Annotated in this window: 14 protein-coding genes; 10 read left to right on the top strand and 4 right to left on the bottom strand. The window is 68.2% G+C overall.

Annotated elements, in window-relative coordinates; genetic code table 11:
• On the top strand, positions 1 to 3,654 hold the full coding sequence (mfd, locus tag ACLBYD_RS04725; protein WP_447815586.1) for a transcription-repair coupling factor: 3,654 nt from the start codon (positions 1 to 3) through the stop codon (positions 3,652 to 3,654).
• The gene (locus ACLBYD_RS04720; RefSeq protein WP_447815585.1) at positions 3,651 to 4,373 is read left to right on the top strand and encodes a MazG family protein; all 723 of its coding nucleotides are present in this window, start codon (positions 3,651 to 3,653) and stop codon (positions 4,371 to 4,373) included. The genes mfd and ACLBYD_RS04720 overlap by 4 nt, the downstream gene beginning before the upstream one ends.
• Before the next feature lie 7 nt (positions 4,374 to 4,380).
• Here ACLBYD_RS04720 and ACLBYD_RS04715 read toward each other — a convergent pair whose 3' ends face one another.
• From ACLBYD_RS04715 to ACLBYD_RS04700, 4 genes are read right to left on the bottom strand one after another with little or no spacing between them, the layout of a single operon-like run.
• Positions 4,381 to 5,493: a class I SAM-dependent methyltransferase gene (locus ACLBYD_RS04715; RefSeq protein WP_447815584.1), complete on the bottom strand. Its 1,113-nt coding sequence runs from the start codon at positions 5,491 to 5,493 to the stop codon at positions 4,381 to 4,383.
• On the bottom strand, positions 5,490 to 6,530 hold the full coding sequence (locus ACLBYD_RS04710; protein ID WP_447815583.1) for an NAD-dependent epimerase/dehydratase family protein: 1,041 nt from the start codon (positions 6,528 to 6,530) through the stop codon (positions 5,490 to 5,492). Before ACLBYD_RS04710 ends, ACLBYD_RS04715 begins: the two co-directional genes overlap by 4 nt.
• Positions 6,531 to 6,566: 36 nt before the next feature.
• Positions 6,567 to 7,355: a hypothetical protein gene (locus tag ACLBYD_RS04705; RefSeq protein ID WP_060652176.1), complete on the bottom strand. Its 789-nt coding sequence runs from the start codon at positions 7,353 to 7,355 to the stop codon at positions 6,567 to 6,569.
• Positions 7,352 to 8,608 (bottom strand): class I SAM-dependent methyltransferase, encoded by a 1,257-nt coding sequence (locus tag ACLBYD_RS04700; protein ID WP_447815582.1) that lies wholly within the window; start codon positions 8,606 to 8,608, stop codon positions 7,352 to 7,354. The genes ACLBYD_RS04705 and ACLBYD_RS04700 overlap by 4 nt, the downstream gene beginning before the upstream one ends.
• 232 nt (positions 8,609 to 8,840) lie before the next feature.
• Here ACLBYD_RS04700 and ACLBYD_RS04695 point away from each other — a divergent pair, with 232 nt between their 5' ends.
• From ACLBYD_RS04695 to eno, 8 genes are all read left to right on the top strand, one after another.
• Positions 8,841 to 9,305, top strand: coding sequence for a GyrI-like domain-containing protein (locus tag ACLBYD_RS04695; protein WP_060652178.1), 465 nt, complete (start codon positions 8,841 to 8,843; stop codon positions 9,303 to 9,305).
• A complete protein-coding gene (locus tag ACLBYD_RS04690; RefSeq protein ID WP_159418992.1) occupies positions 9,302 to 9,727 on the top strand; it encodes a hypothetical protein in 426 nt (141 codons plus the stop codon). Before ACLBYD_RS04695 ends, ACLBYD_RS04690 begins: the two co-directional genes overlap by 4 nt.
• 72 nt (positions 9,728 to 9,799) lie before the next feature.
• On the top strand, positions 9,800 to 10,552 hold the full coding sequence (locus tag ACLBYD_RS04685) for a hypothetical protein (protein ID WP_447815581.1): 753 nt from the start codon (positions 9,800 to 9,802) through the stop codon (positions 10,550 to 10,552).
• Positions 10,552 to 12,741 (top strand): Rv1355c family protein, encoded by a 2,190-nt coding sequence (locus tag ACLBYD_RS04680; RefSeq protein WP_447815580.1) that lies wholly within the window; start codon positions 10,552 to 10,554, stop codon positions 12,739 to 12,741. Before ACLBYD_RS04685 ends, ACLBYD_RS04680 begins: the two co-directional genes overlap by 1 nt.
• A 13-nt stretch (positions 12,742 to 12,754) precedes the next feature.
• Positions 12,755 to 14,662, top strand: a complete 1,908-nt coding sequence (locus ACLBYD_RS04675; RefSeq protein WP_447815579.1) for a putative bifunctional diguanylate cyclase/phosphodiesterase — start codon at positions 12,755 to 12,757, stop codon at positions 14,660 to 14,662.
• A gap of 92 nt (positions 14,663 to 14,754) precedes the next feature.
• Complete coding sequence (locus ACLBYD_RS04670; protein WP_447815578.1) at positions 14,755 to 16,329, top strand: sugar transferase; 1,575 nt, start codon at positions 14,755 to 14,757, stop codon at positions 16,327 to 16,329.
• Between the two features lie 173 nt (positions 16,330 to 16,502).
• The gene (locus ACLBYD_RS04665) at positions 16,503 to 17,225 is read left to right on the top strand and encodes a lytic transglycosylase domain-containing protein (RefSeq protein ID WP_447815671.1); all 723 of its coding nucleotides are present in this window, start codon (positions 16,503 to 16,505) and stop codon (positions 17,223 to 17,225) included.
• Between the two features lie 116 nt (positions 17,226 to 17,341).
• Positions 17,342 to 18,628 (top strand): phosphopyruvate hydratase, encoded by a 1,287-nt coding sequence (gene eno / locus ACLBYD_RS04660; protein WP_447815577.1) that lies wholly within the window; start codon positions 17,342 to 17,344, stop codon positions 18,626 to 18,628.
• Positions 18,629 to 18,740 lie beyond the last annotated feature (112 nt).

Genomic DNA, 18,740 nt, shown 5'->3' with positions numbered 1-18,740 from the left:
TTGTCTGCTGTGCCCCCGGCCGCTGTCCCACTGTCCGGATTGGCGCGGATCGCGCTGGCCGACGACAGACTGCGCAGGATCGGCGAGCTCGCCGGTTCCGCCGAACAGGAGATCGTCGCACCACCCGCCGCGCGGCCGTTCGTCGCGGCGGCGCTGGCCGAGAAGTCACCGCTGCTCGTGGTCACCGCCACCGGACGCGAGGCCGACGATCTCACCGCCGAACTCACCGAGATGTTCGGCGAGGGCGTCACGCAGTTCCCCTCGTGGGAGACCTTGCCGCACGAGCGCCTGTCGCCGAGCGCCGACACGGTCGGCCGTCGCCTGCACGTCCTGCGTCGCCTCGCCCGTCCCGACGATCGCGATCTCGGGCCCGCACTGCGGGTCGTCGTCGCCACCGTGCGGTCGCTGGTGCAGCCGATGGCTCCCGGACTCGGCGAGATCGACCCCGTCACGCTGCGGGTCGGCACCGAACACGACTTCGAGGAACTCGTCGAGCGACTCGTCGAACTCGCGTACACCCGCGTCGACATGGTCGGCAAGCGCGGTGAGTTCGCGGTGCGCGGCGGCATCCTCGACGTCTTCCCGCCCACCGCCGACCATCCGGTCCGCGTCGAGTTCTGGGGCGACGAGGTCACCGAACTGCGCTGCTTCTCGGTCGCCGACCAGCGTTCGATCTCCGAGGTCGACGTGCCTGTGCTCGTCGCGCCGCCGTGCCGCGAACTGCTGCTCACCGACGAGGTCAAGGCCCGCGCCGCGCAGCTCGCCCAGGACAATCCGGCCGACGCGGCGCTCGTCGAGATGCTCGACAAGATGGCCGGCGGCATCCCGGTCGAGGGCATGGAAGCGCTGCTGCCGGTGCTGCAGCCCGGCGAGTTGCAGTTGCTCACCGATGTTCTGCCCGCCGGGACGCACGTGCTGATCTGCGATCCGGAGAAGGTCCGCACCCGCGCGAGCGATCTCGCCCGCACCGGGCAGGAGTTCCTCGAGGCGTCGTGGACCGCCGCCTCGATCGGTGGCGCGGCGCCGCTCGACACCTCGAACCTCAACGGAGTGGACGGCCGGAAGCTCGATCTCGGTGCGTCGGCCTACCGGTCGTTGCGTCAGGTGCGCGAGGCCGCGCAGGCCGCGGGCAGACCGTGGTGGACGCTCAGCCCGCTCGCGTCCGGTGCCGACACCGAACTCGTCCTCGACGTGCAGCCCGCCCCCGAGGTCCGCGGCTCCGAGGACCTGCTGTCGATGCTGTTCGTGAACCTGCGTGCCCACGTCACCGCCGGTGGCCGCGCGGTGATCGTCGTCGCCGGTGCGGGCACCGGACAGCGGATCCTCGAGCGGCTGAAGGAGAACGAGGTCCCCGCCGCGAAGCTCGAGCCGGGCACCGAACCGGTGCGCGGGCAGGTCGGTGTCATGCGCGGCTGCCTGCACGAGGGCGTCGTCCTCCCCGGCAACGACGACAACGTGGTGCCGGGGCTGGTGGTCGTCACCGAGGCCGACCTCACCGGCAACCGCGTGGTCACCGAGGGCCGCAAGACTCCCGTCAAGCGTCGCAACCAGGTCGACCCGCTCGCCCTGAACGCCGGTGACTTCGTCGTCCACGACCAGCACGGCATCGGCAAGTTCGTCGAGATGGTCGAGCGGACCGTCGGCGGCGCCCGCCGTGAATATCTCGTCATCGAGTACGCACCCGGCAAGCGTGGCCAGCCCGGCGACAAGCTGTTCGTGCCGATGGAACAGCTCGACCAGCTCTCCCGGTACGTCGGCGGCGAGCTGCCCTCCGTCAGCAAGCTCGGCGGATCCGACTGGGCCAACACCAAGCGCAAGGCGCGCAAGGCGGTTCGCGAGATCGCCGGCGAGCTCGTGCGGCTGTACGCGGCGCGGCAGGCCTCGCCCGGCCATGCCTTCGCGCCCGACTCGCCGTGGCAGAAGGAGATGGAGGACGCCTTCCCCTTCACCGAGACGCAGGACCAGCTCACGGTGATCTCCGAGGTCAAGGCCGACATGGAGAAAGCGGTGCCGATGGACCGCGTCGTGATCGGCGACGTCGGCTACGGCAAGACCGAGATCGCGGTGCGTGCGGCCTTCAAGGCCGTGCAGGACGGCAAGCAGGTCGCGGTGCTCGTCCCCACGACCCTGCTCGCGCAGCAGCACCTGCAGACCTTCACCGAGCGGATGGCGGCCTTCCCCGTGACGGTGAAGGGGCTGAGCCGGTTCACCGACGCATCCGATTCGCGCGCGATCACCGAGGGCATGGCCGACGGCACCGTCGACATCGTCGTCGGCACCCACCGCCTGCTCCAGACCGGGATCCGCTGGAAGGACCTCGGTCTCGTGATCGTCGACGAGGAGCAGCGTTTCGGCGTCGAGCACAAGGAGCACATCAAGGCGCTGCGCACGCACGTCGACGTGCTCACGATGTCGGCCACACCGATCCCGCGAACCCTCGAGATGAGCATGGCCGGGATCCGCGAGATGTCGACCATCCTCACCCCGCCCGAGGAACGGCACCCGATCCTCACCTATGTGGGTGGCTACAACGACAAGCAGGTCGCCGCGGCGATCCGCCGGGAGTTGTTGCGCGACGGCCAGGTCTTCTACGTCCACAACCGGGTGAGCTCGATCGACAAGGCCGCCAAGCGACTCCGCGATCTCGTCCCCGAAGCGCGGGTCGCGGTCGCACACGGGCAGATGAACGAGGAGACACTCGAGAAGACGGTGCAGGGCTTCTGGCAGCGCGAGTTCGACGTGCTGGTCTGCACGACGATCGTCGAGACCGGCCTCGACATCTCGAACGCCAACACGCTCATCGTCGAACGCGCGGATTCGCTCGGCCTGTCGCAGCTGCACCAGCTGCGCGGTCGCGTCGGACGTTCGCGTGAGCGCGGCTACGCGTACTTCCTGTACCCGGCGGAGAAGCCGCTGACGGAGACCGCCTACGACCGGCTCGCCACGATCTCGCAGAACTCCGATCTCGGCGCGGGTATGGCCGTGGCCATGAAGGACCTCGAGATCCGCGGCGCCGGTAACGTTCTCGGCGCCGAACAGTCCGGCCACGTCGCCGGCGTGGGTTTCGACCTGTACGTGCGGCTCGTCGGCGAGGCCGTCGAGGCGTACCGGGCCGCGGCCGACGGCCGGACGGTCACCACCGACGAAGCACCCAAGGAGGTGCGGATCGACCTTCCCGTCGACGCGCACATCCCGGCCGACTACGTCGCGTCCGACCGGTTGCGGCTCGAGGCGTACCGCAAGCTCGCCGCCGCGAACGACGACGCTGCGATCGCCACGGTCGTCGATGAACTCGTCGACCGCTACGGTCCGTTGCCCGAGGAGGTCCAGCGGCTCGTGTCCGTCGGCCGGTTGCGGTTGCTGTGCCGTGAGTACGGCCTCGAGGAGGTCGCGGTCACCGGCACCCAGATCCGGATCTCGCCGATGGAGCTGCCCGACTCGAAGCAGATGCGGCTCAAGCGGTTGTATCCGGGCGCGCAGTACCGCGCGACGAGCGGTCTCGTGCAGCTGCCGATCCCGCGGACCGGCGGGGTCGGATCGGACCGGGTGCGCGACGTGGCGTTGCTGCAGTACATCGCCGACTTCCTGCTCGCCCTCGACGGCAAGCCGCAGGGTTCGGTGGATCTGAACAGCGCGGCGACGGTGAATGCATGACCGACTACACCGCTCTCGCCGAGGCGGCGGCCGTGATGGACAGACTGTGGTCGTTCGGGGGTTGGGAGGTCACCCAGACCCATGAGAGTCTGCGCCGCTATCTGATCGAGGAGACCTACGAGGTACTCGACGCCGTCGAATCGGGTGATTCGGACGAGCTCCGCGAAGAACTCGGCGACCTGCTGCTGCAGGTGTTGTTCCACTCCCGGATCGCCGAGGCGAACGGGCAGTTCACGGTCGACGACGTGGCGGCGACGCTCGTCGCCAAGCTGGCCGCGCGCAGCCCGCACCTGACCAACGGGCACACCGGTCCGCTCGACGTCGCGGAACAGGAAGCGGCATGGGAGATCGCGAAGAAGACGGAGAAGGCACGCGCGTCGTGCCTCGACGGGATCGCGATGGCGCAGCCCGCACTCTCCCTGGCCGACAAGGTGATCGAACGCGCGATGCGAGCGGGTTTCCCGGAGGACCTGGTGCCCGACGCATTGCGGGTCGTCCGGATCACAGGCACGGGTGACACGGAGTCGACGCTCCGATCGGCGATCCTCGCGTTCGCCGGATCGATCCGGGCGACGGAGAAGGCCGCGCACACCGACGGAGTTCCGCACGGCGGGCTCGACGAGGATGCGTGGCGTCGCTACTGGGCACCCGCCGACGAGCACCGCGGGGCACCCGCCGACGAGCACCGCGGGGGACCCGCCGACGGGCGCCGCGACTGAGTCCGTCTCACCCGACCCACCGGACCCCGTGCCCGCTGCCGGGTGGAATACACCAGCGGCCCTCGAACTCCGGGAACTGCGCCCGCACTTCGGGGAGCAGATCGGGGACGGTGAGCAGGATGCAATCGGGGGATGCGTCGCGCAGAGCGGTGAGGTCGACGATCGGGACGTCCGTGCCCGGCATGCGCCGCCCGGCCTTCGCGGGTGAACCGTCGGCGACGGCCTCCATGAGTGAGCGGTCGACGCCCGCGCGCGCGAACAGCGCCACGGCCCGGGAGGCCGCGCCGTAAGCGAACACCCGTCGGTGTTCGGCGGCCGACTTCCGCAGCCAGGAGACGAGTTCGTCCACTTGGCGGTCGGCCTGCCGCTGCAGGGTGCGCAGCGTCGCAGCGCTCGTGATGCCGGTCGCCCGTTCGGCGGCGAGGATCCGGCGCGCGCTCAGTCCGGCATTGGTCCACGGATCCCGTTCGGCAGCGACCAGCACGGTGCCGCCGTAGAGGTCGAAGGTCCAGGCTTCGGAGATGTGCAGTCCCACGTCCTCGAGCAGTCGCCGCAGCGCGGTCAGCGAGTAGTACGCGAAATGCCCGTGCCGCAGGGCGTTCCACTGTCCTTGCGAGACGATGGCGGAGAGAGTGTGGAACTGCAGCAGCAGCACACCGTCGGGGGACAGCGATGCAGCGCGCTTGAGGAAGGCCGCGCGCTGATCGGTTTCGTGCATGATGCCGAAACTGTCGAGGACGACGGACGCGGCGGCCCCGGGGACGGCGGACCGGAATCCGCGTTCGATCAGCAGGGGAAGCCAGGTGCCGCCGTGCGGGCTGCCGAACTCGATCACCGTGTGGCCCTTCAGCCTGCCGGCCTTCCCGACCGCCTCGACGGCCTCGCGAGCCTGCTCGCGCAGCGCCTCCGGCTCGATGCCGCGGGGTTCGTCCGGGACGGTGTCGTCGTCCGCCAGTTGTGCGAGTCCGCACCCGGTGCACAGAACCATCGCCAGTTCGTGGGCGGATTCGGCGGGTGAAGGAGACGAGTCCCCGGGTGGGAAGAGATCGGCGGGCGGGACCGCCCCGAGATCGAGGACTCGCTCGAGGCGATCGTGGCCGCACGCGCGGCACCTGTTCATTCGCGGGACACGCCCGCCGGCCGTGGCCGCAGCGTCGGATCGAGGCGTCCCGCATCGGACAGCCGCCGCAGATGTGCCAGACGTGTGAAGCGCTGCGTGAAGTCCTCCTTCGTGAGGTCGTCGGCGACGAAGTGCCGGAACAGTTCGGCGGCGCCCGCGTCGACACTCCACGACGGGACGAAGGCCGGCATGGCGCGGCGGATGGCCGAGAAGTCCACGCGGTACGACCGCGGGTCGGGGCCGGTCTCACCGGTGATGGAGACGAACGAACCGGGGACCGCGCGGGTGACGGATTCGGCGATGTCGCGTACACGGACGTTGTTGGACTCGGTGCCGACATTGAACGCGGCACAGTACACGTCGCTCTCCGGTGCGGTGAGCGCGCACGCGAACGCGAGTGCGATGTCCTTCGCGTGGACGAGGGGACGCCACGGGGTCCCGTCCGACAGGACACGCACCTCGCCGGTGAGCACCGCGGTGCCGACGAGATTGTTCACGACGATGTCCGCGCGGAGCCGTGGCGAGTAACCGAACGCCGTGGCGTTGCGGAGGAAGACGGGACAGAAGCCCGAGTCGGCCAGTGCCGCGACGCCGTCCTCGACCCGGACCTTGCTCACGGCGTAGGGCGTGAGCGGACGGAGCGGGGCGCTCTCGTCCACGAGATCGTCACCCGCGCTTCCGTACACCGAGCAGGTCGACGCGTAGAGGAACCGGCGCACACCGGCCTCCTTCGCGCACCTGGCCAGGTGGACGGATCCGAGATGGTTGATGTCGTAGGTGATCTCGGGTGCAAATGCGCCGAGCGGGTCGTTCGACAACGCCGCGAGGTGGATGACGGCGTCGAACCCGGTGAGGTGCTCGACTCCCACATCGCGGATGTCGACGGTCATGCCGGGCGGATCCTGTGGTGCCGTACCGAGGGTGCATTCGGCGAACAGGCCTGTGTCGAGGCCGACGACCTCGTGACCGCGGGCGAGCAGTTCGGGCACCATGACGGATCCGAGATATCCCTGATGGCCTGTGACGAGTACGCGCATGTCAATCTCTCCCGGGATCGTCGGCGGTCATGAGATTCACGAGGTCACCGCCGGTGTCTCCCACACCGTCCACGGATGGATACCGCGTGCGAAGTTGTCGTCGAGTTCGGCGCGTTCCTTGAAGGTGTCGGCCGGCTTCCAGAAACCGAAGTGGCGGTAGCCGAACAGTTTTCCCTGTCCTGCGAGCGGACCGCACACGTCGGCGACGAGGTCGCCACCGGGTGGCAGCAGGTCGAAGATCGCCTGGTTCAGGACGAAGTATCCACCGTTCTCCCAGATGGGGAACTCGCTGACCGGGGTGATCTCCTTGATCTCACCGTTCTCCGCGACGTCCACGCAGTGGAAGGACGACTGCGGGGGCACGACGAGCATGGAGGCCGTGGCGCCGGACGCGTGGAACGCCTCGATCATGTCGTCGAGTGGGGCGTCGGTCAGCACGTCCGCGTAGTTGGCGAGGAAGTACTCGTCGCCGTCGAGATGCTTGCGGACGCGGCGCAGGCGTTCACCGATCGCCGATTCGAGCCCGGTGTCGACGAAGGTGATCTTCCAGTCGCTGATGTCGGTGCTCAGGCAGTCGACCCGGTTTCCGTGCAGGACGAAGTCGTTGGACTGTTCCTCGTGGTAGTCGAGGAAGAACTCCTTGATCTTGGACGCGCCGTAGCCGAGGCAGAGGATGAACTCCTTGTGCCCGAAGTGCGCGTAGTACCGCATGATGTGCCACAGGATCGGGCGCGGACCGACCATCTGCATCGGCTTGGGGATCTGGTCGTTGCGATCGTTGCGCATGCGCATGCCGTAACCGCCGCAGAACAGTACAACCTTCATGATGTGGTCCTCCAGGACAGTTCGGGTTCACCGATGGCCGTGTGGATGGTGGGGAGGGGGAAGACGAGACGTCCTCCCCAGTCCGCGATGTAGGCGAGTTGGCGGGTCAGTTCGGGTTCGAGGTTCCAGGGCAGTGCGAGGACGATGTCCGGCCGGTCCTGGGCGATCCGCTCGACGGGTTCGATGGGGATCCGGGTACCCGGGGTGAAGCGTCCGTGCTTGTACGGATTCCGGTCGACGGTGTAGGACAACAGATCCGGTCGGATCCCGCAGTAGTTGAGCAGGGTGTTGCCCTTGCCGGGCGCTCCGTAGCCGACCACCGACAGACCCTCCTCGCGGCACTGCAGGAGGAAGCGCAGCAGCTCCAGGCGGGAGGTGCGTGCGAGCGGTTCGAGCCGGAAGTAACCGGTGGGATCGTGCAGTCCTGCACGCCTTTCGATTTCGAGTATCTCTGCGACGCGGGGTGTGCGGTTCTGTGCGACCTGCTCGGGTCGTGCCCACACGCGGATCGAGCCACCGTGGGTGTCGAGCAGTTCGACGTCGACCACCCGGAGCCCTCCCGACGCGAGGGCCCGGGCGGCCGACAGCACCGTGTAGTACTGGAAGTGTTCGTGGTAGATCGTGTCGAACTGGCCGAGCGCCACCAGGTTCAGAGCGTGGTGGACCTCGATGCTGAGCCAGCCGTCGTCGGCCATGAGCAGGCGCAGTGCCCGCGTGAATCCGACGAGGTCGGGGACATGGGCGTAGACGTTGTTGGCGACGACGAGGTCGGCGGGTCCGTGTTCCGACCGGATGCGTTCGGCGAGTTCGACATCGAGGAATCCGGTGTGAGTCGGCACGCCGGCGGCGCGGGCCGCCTCCCCGACGTTGACCGACGGTTCGATGCCGAGGCACCTGATGCCGGCGTCCACCGCGTGACGGAGCAGGTATCCGTCGTTGCTCGCCACCTCGATCAGGGTCGAATCGGGCCGTAGCCGTCCGCTTCCGAGCGCGTCGTGCACGAAGCGCCGGGCATGGTCGACCCACGACTGCGAGTACGAGGAGTAGTAGGCGTACTCGGTGAAGGTGTCCTCCGGCGTGATCAGCGCGGGTATCTGCAGCAGCAGGCAGTCCTCGCACAGACGCAGGTGGAGCGGGTAGGTGCATTCCGGGAGGTCGAGCTGCTCGGCCGTGAGGAATCGTTCGCACGGGGGAGTGGCTCCGAGGTCCAGGATGCTGGTCAGGCGGTCCGAATTGCACAGTCGGCACTTCATGCGGGTGCCCCCTCGCTGGAAGAGCGTGTCCGGGCCGGCGCCCGAACTCGATGCCCCAAATAAACCATACTCAAAGAAGGGAAACAAGCCGAAAAAAGACTTTAGTTTGGTTTTTGTGTTTGCTGGAAACCTGCCGTTTCACCCCCTAGTCTCGTACTCGTATTCGTTGTGCCGGTGTCGGGCAGTGCACGCGAAGCAGGGGGAAGCTGGACGCGTTTGGAGGAACTGCCCGATGTCGTTTCAAATCGTGGATCGCCACGAAACCCTCGTTGCCGGAATTCCGGTTCGTAGTCCCCGCCGAGCTCTCGGCCAACTCCGAGATCCGCACCTCGAAGAGGCATGGGCTGCCCTGCTGAACGGGGAGACGTACGGTCCGTTCGCCGCCACCTACACCGATCATGCGGAAGACATCGATTCGTACTACACGCAGACCGTGGGGTTCTGCTGCTCGTCGGTCGACGACGTCCCCGAGGGGTATGTCGTATCCCGTGTTCCGGCCGGCACCTACGCGAAGTTCTCCGCGGTGGGAAGCCGATTCACGGACGTCTTCGACGACCTGTGGCGCCAGATCTGGGACGCCGAAGCGGAGGGTGAAATCACCCGCGCCTTCACCGGCGATTTCGAGACCTACCCGCACGCCTTCGGAATCGAACTCTATGTCGCGATCGTCGACCCGAGGCAGGAGGCGGACCGATGACGTTCACGGTCGTGAAGGCGGAGCCCTGCCTCGTCGGCGGGCTCGTGGTCCCGGGAGCGGAACCGGGCGTTTTCGGAGAATCGGGCGATCTGACCGATTTCACACTGGAGCGGTTGCGGCTGAGGAAGATTCGTGACCTCATGGCCGTGTTCACCTGCCATCCGCGCGTGGGATGGTCCGCGGTCTTCGGATACCGGCTGGACGATCCGGACGATCTGGAGACAGGCGACTCGATGATCCGGGTCGGCGAGCGGTACGCGGCGCGTTTCGTGCCCGACGGGCCGTCCCCCGACCTCTACAAGGATCTGTGGCGGCAGGTCGAGATGGCCGAGAAGGAAGGCGTGATCAACCGCGCCTACACCCAGGAGTTGGCGGTCATCCCGGAGCGGGGCGAACCCGTGTTGTACATATCCGTGGTCTGAGCATGCCCCGGTTCGTCGAGCGCACAACCTCGTCGGGGGGCGCTCGGCGGGCCGCGGGAGGAAAGGTCGTCCGTGGATCCCCAGCCGCTCTTCACGCGCCGCACGCTCGACTTCTGGGACGAGGACTCGGGATATCACTTCGTCGCCGCCACACCGCAGGGCGAACCGGAACTGTGGGCGCAGTTCCTGGACGGCGCCCGCGCCGCCTACCGACGTTTCGGCGCCGAGGAGGCCCTCGAATACGACTCGATCCGTGACGGAAGGTCCACGGCGTTGTTCTTCGCCGCCGTGACGACGGAGGGTGTCGTCCAGGGAGGTTCCCGTGCGCTGGGGCCGTACGGGAGCGGACGTCAGTCCCACGCCGTCCTGGAATGGACCGACCCCGACATCAGGGCGAGGATCGCGCGGATCCTCGACGCCTACGTCCCCCACGGCCTCATCGAGGTGAAGAGCACGTGGGTGGGCTCGGGCGCGGTGCGCCGATCCGCGCTCAGTGCGGGAGTGGCGCGCACGCTGACCTATTCGATGGAGCTGCTCGGCACGCGGTATCTCGTCGCCACCTCGGCGAGCACGGCGGTGGCCCGCTGGCAGGAGGTGGGAGCGGAGATCGTCGACGAGATCCCGCCCTGCCCTTATCCGGACGACCGCTACCGGACGCACCTGATCGTGTGGGATGTCGAGCGGTGCAGGTCGGAACGGCGGAGCCGGGAGCTCGAGAAACTCCTCGCATCCGATGGGGCGCCCGGTTTCCCGTATATGTCCGCCCTGCTTCCCCTACGCTCGCTGGGCAGGGGTGACCTGGAGGAATCGGATGGGGAGATGTGATGGCCTCGGAGGAGATACCGTGCGCGGCGTTGCTGCTCGCCGAGGATCTCGAAGCGGACATGGCCGTTCTGGAGCGGCTGCGTCGCGAGGGCGTGGACCTACGGGATCGACTGGACGACCAACGAGCAGGCCTCGCCGCTCTCGGTGACGACCTCCCGGACGAGGCCCCGCGCTGGGCCTACTATCCCTGGAGCCGCATCGCGGTCAGGATCCTGGGCCCTGCCGGATTCGACCGACTCCGGCTCGACCGTAATCGCAACAAGATCACCGCCGACGAGCAGGCGCGCCTGCGTTCCGCGAAAGTGGGCATCGTCGGACTGAGCGTCGGCCACGCCGTCGCCTACACCCTCGCCCTCGAGGGTGCCTGCGGCGCACTGCGTCTCGCCGATTTCGACACGCTCGAGTTGTCCAACATGAACCGATTGCCTGTATCGGTGACGGAGCTCGGGGTGAACAAGGCCGTGATCGCGGCGCGGCGTATCGCCGAACTCGACCCCTACCTGCCGGTCGAGGTATGGACCGAGGGCGTCACCCCCGAGACGGTGGGGGCGTTCTGCCGGGACCTCGACGTCGTGGTCGACGAGTGCGATTCGCTCGACGTGAAACTGCTGATCCGGACGGAAGCGGCGCGGCGACGACTCCCCGTGGTGATGCACACCAGCGATCGAGGACTGCTCGACGTCGAACGATTCGACCTCGACGGCGACCTGCGGCCCTTCCACGGCCTGCTCGGCGACATCGACCCCGAGACACTGCAGACCCTGTCCACCCGCGACAAGGTCCCGTACGTACTGCGTCTGCTCGACCCGGAGGAGATCTCCGCGCGCATGGCGGCCTCCATGCTCGAGGTCGGTGAATCCCTGGAGACCTGGCCGCAACTCGGAGCCGACGTCGGGCTCGGCGGCGTGACCGTGTCCGCCGCGGTGCGCGGGATCGTCCTCGGTCGCCCCGTCGCGTCGGGGCGGTGCCGGGTCGACCTCGACCCGCACCTCGACGCACTCGACGTGCCCTCCGGGGCTTCCGATGTGCCGGATGTGGCCGACGAGCCGGCAGGCACCGAACCGGAGGCGACGGTGCCGGAGACCCCGCCGGACGGGGTGCCGCAGGATCCGGTGGAAGCCGTGATCGACGCCGCGATCCGGGCGCCCTCCGGCGGCAATGCCCAGCCGTGGTCGATCGTCGTCGAACCGGACCGTCTGACGTTCGCGCTGGCACCCGAACCGGAACCCGTCCTGATGGACCTGCACCGGCGCGGGAGTCTCGTCGCGCTCGGCGCAGCCCTGCACAACGCGCGGGTGGCCGCGGCGAATCACAAGATCCTGGGGCCCGACACGGTGCTCGATCGTCCCGGCGAACCGGAGCCGGGTGTCCCGTTGGCCCATCTGGAACTGGGGAACGAGACCGATCCGGATCTCGCGGCGTACCACTCGGGCATGCTCGCGCGCGCGACCAACCGGTCACCCGGTGATCCCCACACCGTCACGGACGACGAACTCGAGGCGATGCACGCGGCCGCCCGCCTCGTCGACGGACGTATCGGGGTCGTCACCGAGAGCGACGACATCGCCCGGCTCGCGGAGATCCTCGCGGAATCGGATCGCGTGCGGTATCTCGACAACCGGCTCCGCAGCGAGATGGTCGCCGAGCTGAGGTGGCCGGGCGACCCCGATCCCGACAGCGGAATCGAGGTGGACTCCCTCGGGCTCGACACCGCGGAGGCGGCGATGCTCGACGTCGTCCTGCGCGACGACGCCCTCGACCGGCTCGCGGAATGGGGACTCGGGAGGGGTCTCGGCAAGATGACCCGCGACCGCGTGCTCGGCAGTGCCGGACTCGTCGCGGTGTTCACCGAAGGCCGCTCGCCCGCGGACTACATCCGGGGCGGTGCGGTGGTCGAGAGCGTCTGGATCGCGGCGCAGGAGATCGGTCTGGCCGTCCAGCCCGTCTCGCCGGTCTTCCTGTACGCCGATACGCGAAGCGATCTCGAGTGCCTGAGTCCGAGGCATGCCGACGATCTCGACGCGCTCCGCCGGGATCTGCACGCCGTCCTGAAGGTTCCCGAGGGCGGAGGCCTCGCCCTGCTGTTGCGCTTCGGCCGTGCCTCGGCGGTGACGATGCGCAGCAGGCGTCGCAACGACCGCGTGCGCCATGCCGGCGATGTCGACGGACTCATCCCTGCTCGAGGCTGACGACGGAGGTGTCATGCCCGGTAGGAGAAGAACCCTCGAGAGCCTGGTGACGAGGATCGCCGCACGGTTGATGCCCGCGGACGCGGCCTCGCACGTGGAGGTGGTGCGTCTCGTACTCCGGGATCTCGTCGAGCAACTCGGCGTCGACACCTGCTTCCTGAGGTACAACGACCACGAGATCGGGGCGACGATCCTGGTCGCCGAGTGGCCGCCGCGGGAGAACGTGCCCGACCCCGATCCCATCGGTGTCGTCTACTTCCGCGATGCGGATCCCGTCTTCGCGGCCGTGGAGCATCTGAAGGAGCCGCTACTGGCGGGTGCCGGTAGGGCGCCCTATCCGGTCGTGGAATCGCCCGACTACTCCGAGCGGGTGTTCGCCGCGTCGGGATGGGAGGAGATCTCCATGGTGGCTGTGCCGCTCGTATCGGGGCAGGTCACGACCGGCGTGCTGGGATTCGTGAACGAGGGTGGACGGCCGTGGACCGAGGACGAGGTCAACGCGTTGACGTTGATCGCGGTCCTGCTCGCACAGGTGCAGGCACGCGTCCGGGCGGAGGAGGATCTGCGTAGGGCTGCCTACGAGGACGCCCTCACCGGACTCGCGAGCCGGCGTGCTCTGTTCGAATATCTCGACAAGCGGCTCGAACCGGGCGCGGAGGGCCTGGTCGGGTTGCTGTTCCTCGATCTCGATCGCCTCAAGGCGTTGAACGACTTCCTCGGGCACGACGCGGCCGACTCGTATCTCTGCCGGATCGCGGACCGTCTTGCGAAGGGCAGCAGACCCGACGACCTCGTCGCCCGGCTCGGCGGCGACGAATTCGTCGTGGTGCTGGACGGTCCGTCGTCGATGGAGGAGGCGATGGAGCGGGCCGAGGTGTACCAGGATGCGGTGGGGGCGTCCGTCGCGCTCGGCAACCGGACCGTCGGGCGCGGCGTCAGCGTGGGTGTCGCGCTCGGGGCGCCGGGGGAGCTGAGTTCGGCGACCCTGCTCAGTCGTGCCGATCAGGCGATGATGGTGGCCAAGCGGCAGGGTGGCAACGGTGTGGGTGTGTTCACCGAGGACATGAACGAGAAGGGCAAGCGCCGCACCATCATCGAGATGAACCTCCGGTCCTCGATCGACGACGAGCACCTGACGCTGGAGTACCAGCCCGAGATCGACCTGCGGACCGGAACGATCCTCGGCGTCGAAGCGCTCGTGCGATGGAATCGTTCACCGCTGGGCGTGCTCCAGCCGGGAGAATTCGTCGAGGTCGCCGAGGCCACCAATCTCGCCGGGGAACTGGGGGAGTGGGTCGTCACGCGGGCCTGTGCGCAACTCGCGGAGTGGAAACAAGAGATTCCCGATCTTCGGATCATCATGAGTGTCAACGTTTCTCCCGTCCAGTTGGTGTCGATGGACTTCGACTCCACGGTGCGATCGGTCCTACACCACCACGGCCTCGTGGGGTCGGAACTGTGCCTCGAGATCACCGAGAACGTGGTCGTGGGCGACCTCCAGCGCACGAAGGACACCCTCCGCCGGCTCGAGCGGCTGGGGGTGTGGGTCGCGATCGACGATTTCGGGACCGGGTACAGCTCGCTCGGGCATCTCAAGGCCCTTCCCGTCGACACGCTCAAGATCGACAAGGGTTTCGTGCAGAACCTCGAGCACAGCGAGGAAGATCGGGTCATCGTCGATTCCATCGTGGGTCTGGCCTCGTCGTTCGGCCTGCAGGTGGTCGCGGAGGGTGTCGAGACCGTCGGCGCCGTGAAGCAGTTGCTGGATCTGGGTTGCACACGGGCACAAGGTTTTCTGCTGAGCAGGCCCACCACGCCCGACCGGCTCCGATGGATGCTCCAGGCCGGGAGTGTGCGGTTGCCGTGGAACGCGGATACGTGGGCGGCGACGAAAAGTGTGAAGGGCCGACTGCCCCGCTGAAGATGCCAGAAGTCTGTTATTGCGTGAAAAACAATCTCAAGGTACGGTTTGGGAGTCGGGGTAACCGTGACTCCGGACTGGGGTGACCTTGAATGTACAAGCGTGAGAACGACTTCGCGACGGTTCTCGACACGGATTCCGACCGTGACGCACCGGCGACGAAGGCCGGGTCAGGACCGAACGGGGCACGGAAGATCGGATCGACCATCGTGCTCCCCGTTGGCTCGCAGGTCGCGACCGTTCCTCCACCGGTGCGCCGGCCGAGAACCGAACGGCGCTACAGATCGGCGGTGATCGGCTTCGACCTGTTCGCGCTCGTGATCGCCCACGTGGTCGTCACGGTCGGATACCACTCCTTCGACCAGATCGACTCCTGGCGCACCCCCGTCCTCATCGGGGCCGCACTGACGGCGGCGATCGTCTCCCTCGGTATCCAGAAGGCATGGGACAAAAGAATTCTCGGCACCGGCCCCGAGGAGTACCGGAGGGTCGTCCGCGGATACGTCTTCGCCGTCGCCGCACTCGCCGTCGCCGGATACGGATGGGGTACCTCGGCAGGCCAGTCCTGGACGTTCGGCTCGCTGCTGATCGCTCTCGTGCTGACCCTGCTGGGACGGACGGTGCTGCGCCGCCACCTCTCGAAGGCCCGCGCCGAGGGCCGATGTCTGCGCTCGGTGCTCGTGGCCGGAGACGTGGAGGAGGTGCACGAACTGGTCTCCCGGGCCGACTGCCTCCGGCGCGCCGGATGGCAGGTCGACGGCATCTGCCTCGCCGTCGGCCGCGGCGCCGACTCCCTACCGGTGGCCATCGACGACATCCCCGTGCTCGGCACCGACGAGATCGTCCTGGCCGTCGCCGAGCAGCACAACTTCGAGGCCGTCGCGCTCCTCCCCTCCGGTCGATGGCCGCACGCACGGACGCGCAAACTCAGCTGGGACCTCGAGAAGATCGGTGCCGAACTCCTCATCGCCCCCGTGCTCATGGACGTCGTCGGCCCACGCCTGCACATCTCCCCGCTCGAGGGGCTACCCCTGTTGCAGATGAGTGCCCCCAGTTACAGCGGCCCGGCCTGGATCGTGAAGAACGTCTTCGACAGGGTCCTCGCGGTGCTGATCCTGATGGTGATCGCGCCGGCACTGCTCGCCGTCGCGATCGCGATCAAGGCCGGCAGCAGAGGGCCGATCCTCTTCCGTCAACAACGGGTGGGACGCGGCGGAACCCCGTTCACGATGTACAAGTTCCGCAGCATGGTCGTCGGCGCCGACGAGCACAAGGACGACATCGCCGATCACGACATCGGTGCCGGGGTGCTGTTCAAGGTCCGCGAGGACCCGCGGGTCACCAGGGTCGGCCGCTTCATCCGGCGGTACTCGCTCGACGAACTGCCGCAACTGTTCAACGTGGTCAAGGGCGACATGTCGCTCGTCGGCCCGCGCCCACCGCTCGAATGCGAGGTCGCCCGGTACGGAGAGGACGGCGCGGCGCGGCGGCTGTTCGTCAAACCGGGTGTGACGGGACTGTGGCAGGTCAGCGGACGCAGCAATCTGTCCTGGGACGAGTCGGTACGGGCCGATCTGCGGTACGTCGAGAACTGGACCTTCATGCTCGACCTGTCGATCCTGCGTCGCACCATCCGGGCGGTCCTCAGCGGGGACGGCGCGTATTGAGGGACATCGCTGCCGAAACAACGGTGGAGTCCGACCCCTCGCGGATTCCACCCTCCGAGGCCGGCGCCGACGATCAGGCGGGNCGGCGCCGGTGCGCCTACATGGGGTTTTCGTCCCGTATGGAATATGGAGGGGTGCCGTCCGATCGAGAACCCCGACGCTGGCTGTGGCCGGTGGTCCTGCTCAGTGCGCTCGTCGCCGTCGTCTTCGTGGCGGTCGAGTCCGCTCTGCACTCACCCCGGCGACCGTCCGTCGAGATCCCCGACGGCGTCCCGCCGGCACCCGGTCTGCCCGTTCCGCCCATCGACGTGAACGGTCCCGGCCGCACAGCAGCACAGCTCGCCGACTGGGCCGAATCACAATCCCGCGAACTGGGCATCCCCACCACGGCCCTCGAGGCATACGGGCACGCGGCGGCCGTCCTGGCCGTCGGCACCCCCGACTGCGGCCTGTCGTGGACGACCCTCGCCGGCATCGGCAACGTGGAGAGCAGTCACGGACGGTTCGGCGGCGCGTCCCTCGGATCCGACGGCAGCGTCTCACCGCCCATCCGGGGTGTCCCGCTCGACGGCACCCGGGGCAACGCCGAGATCCGCGACACCGACGGTGGCAGCCTCGACGGCGACCCGGTGCTGGACCGGGCGGTCGGGCCGATGCAGTTCATCCCCGAGACCTGGGAACGGTGGGGTGTCGACGCGAACGGCGACGGCATCGCCGATCCCGACAACATCGACGACGCGGCCCTGACCGCGGGTCGCTATCTGTGCGCCCGCGGGGGCGACCTGACCACCGCTGAGGGCTGGACGAACGCCCTGATGGCCTACAACCGGTCCACCGAATACCTGATGCTCGTCCGCGACCGCGCCGCCGCCTACGGCGTGGGAGTGCGGCCGTAGACAGTACCGCGCCGGGCCTCGAGCGCGCCTGTGCCTCACACGCAGGTCGCGACCGTTAGGCTGTCCCCAGCGTGCAGACACCGCAGCGTGACAGTCCATCGAAGGAGAATCAGCCAGTGGCCATCATTGAGCAGGTAGGAGCCCGCGAAATCCTCGACTCCCGTGGCAACCCCACGGTCGAGGTCGAGGTGCTGCTCGAGGACGGAAGTTTCGCCCGCGCTGCAGTGCCGTCGGGCGCCTCCACCGGCGAGCACGAGGCCGTCGAGCTGCGTGACGGCGGCGAGCGTTACCTCGGCAAGGGCGTAGAGAAGGCCGTCGAGGCCGTCCTCGCCGAGATCGGCCCGGCCATCATCGGCCTCGACGCCACCGAGCAGCGCACCGTCGACCAGGCCCTCCTCGACGCCGACGGCACCCCCGACAAGGGCCGCCTCGGCGCGAACGCCCTGCTCGGCGCATCGCTCGCCGTCGCGAAGGCCGGTGCGGAGTCGTCCGGACTCGAGCTGTTCCGTTACGTCGGCGGCCCGAACGCCCACATCCTTCCCGTTCCGATGATGAACATCCTCAACGGTGGCGCCCACGCCGATACGGGCGTCGACGTCCAGGAGTTCATGGTCGCCCCGATCGGCGCCCCGACCTTCAAGGAATCCCTCCGCTGGGGTGCCGAGGTCTACCACTCCCTCAAGTCCGTGCTCAAGAGCAAGGGCTTGGCCACCGGCCTCGGCGACGAGGGCGGCTTCGCCCCCGACGTCGCGGGCACCAAGGCCGCGCTCGACCTGATCAGCGAGGCCATCGGTAAGACCGGTCTGAAGCTGGGCAGCGATGTCGCGCTCGCACTGGACGTCGCGGCCACCGAGTTCTACACCGAGGGCACCGGCTACAAGTTCGAGGGTCAGAACCGGACGGCCGCCGAGATGGGCGCCTTCTACGCCGATCTGCTCGGCCAGTACCCGCTGGTCTCCATCGAGGATCCGCTCAGCGAGGACGACTGGGAGGGCTGGGTCGCGCTCACCGAGGAGATCGGCGACAGGATCCAGCTCGTCGGCGACGACCTGTTCGTCACCAACCCCGAGCGCCTCGAGGACGGCATCGTCAAGGGCGCCGCGAACGCGCTGCTCGTGAAGGTCAACCAGATCGGCACCCTCACCGAGACCCTCGACGCCGTCGACCTCGCGCACCGCAACGGCTACAAGACGATGATGAGCCACCGCTCCGGCGAGACCGAGGACACCACCATCGCCGATCTCGCCGTCGCCGTCGGCAGCGGACAGATCAAGACCGGCGCGCCCGCCCGCTCCGAGCGTGTCGCCAAGTACAACCAGCTGCTGCGCATCGAGGAGTCCCTCGGTGACGTCGCTCGCTACGCCGGCGAGCTCGCCTTCCCGCGGTTCTCCGTCGAGGGCTGATCGCCGGCATGAGTCAGCGCGGTAGATCCCGTCCCGGAGCGAGGCGCACCCGCACCGAGGGTGTGTCGGGCGTCCGGCGTCCGGGCCGGGTCCGGCCCACGGGATCTACCGC

Source organism: Rhodococcus sp. C26F, assembly GCF_053345925.1.
The sequence above is the reverse complement of the archived record's forward strand: the minus strand, read 5'-3'. Positions and strand labels throughout refer to the sequence as shown.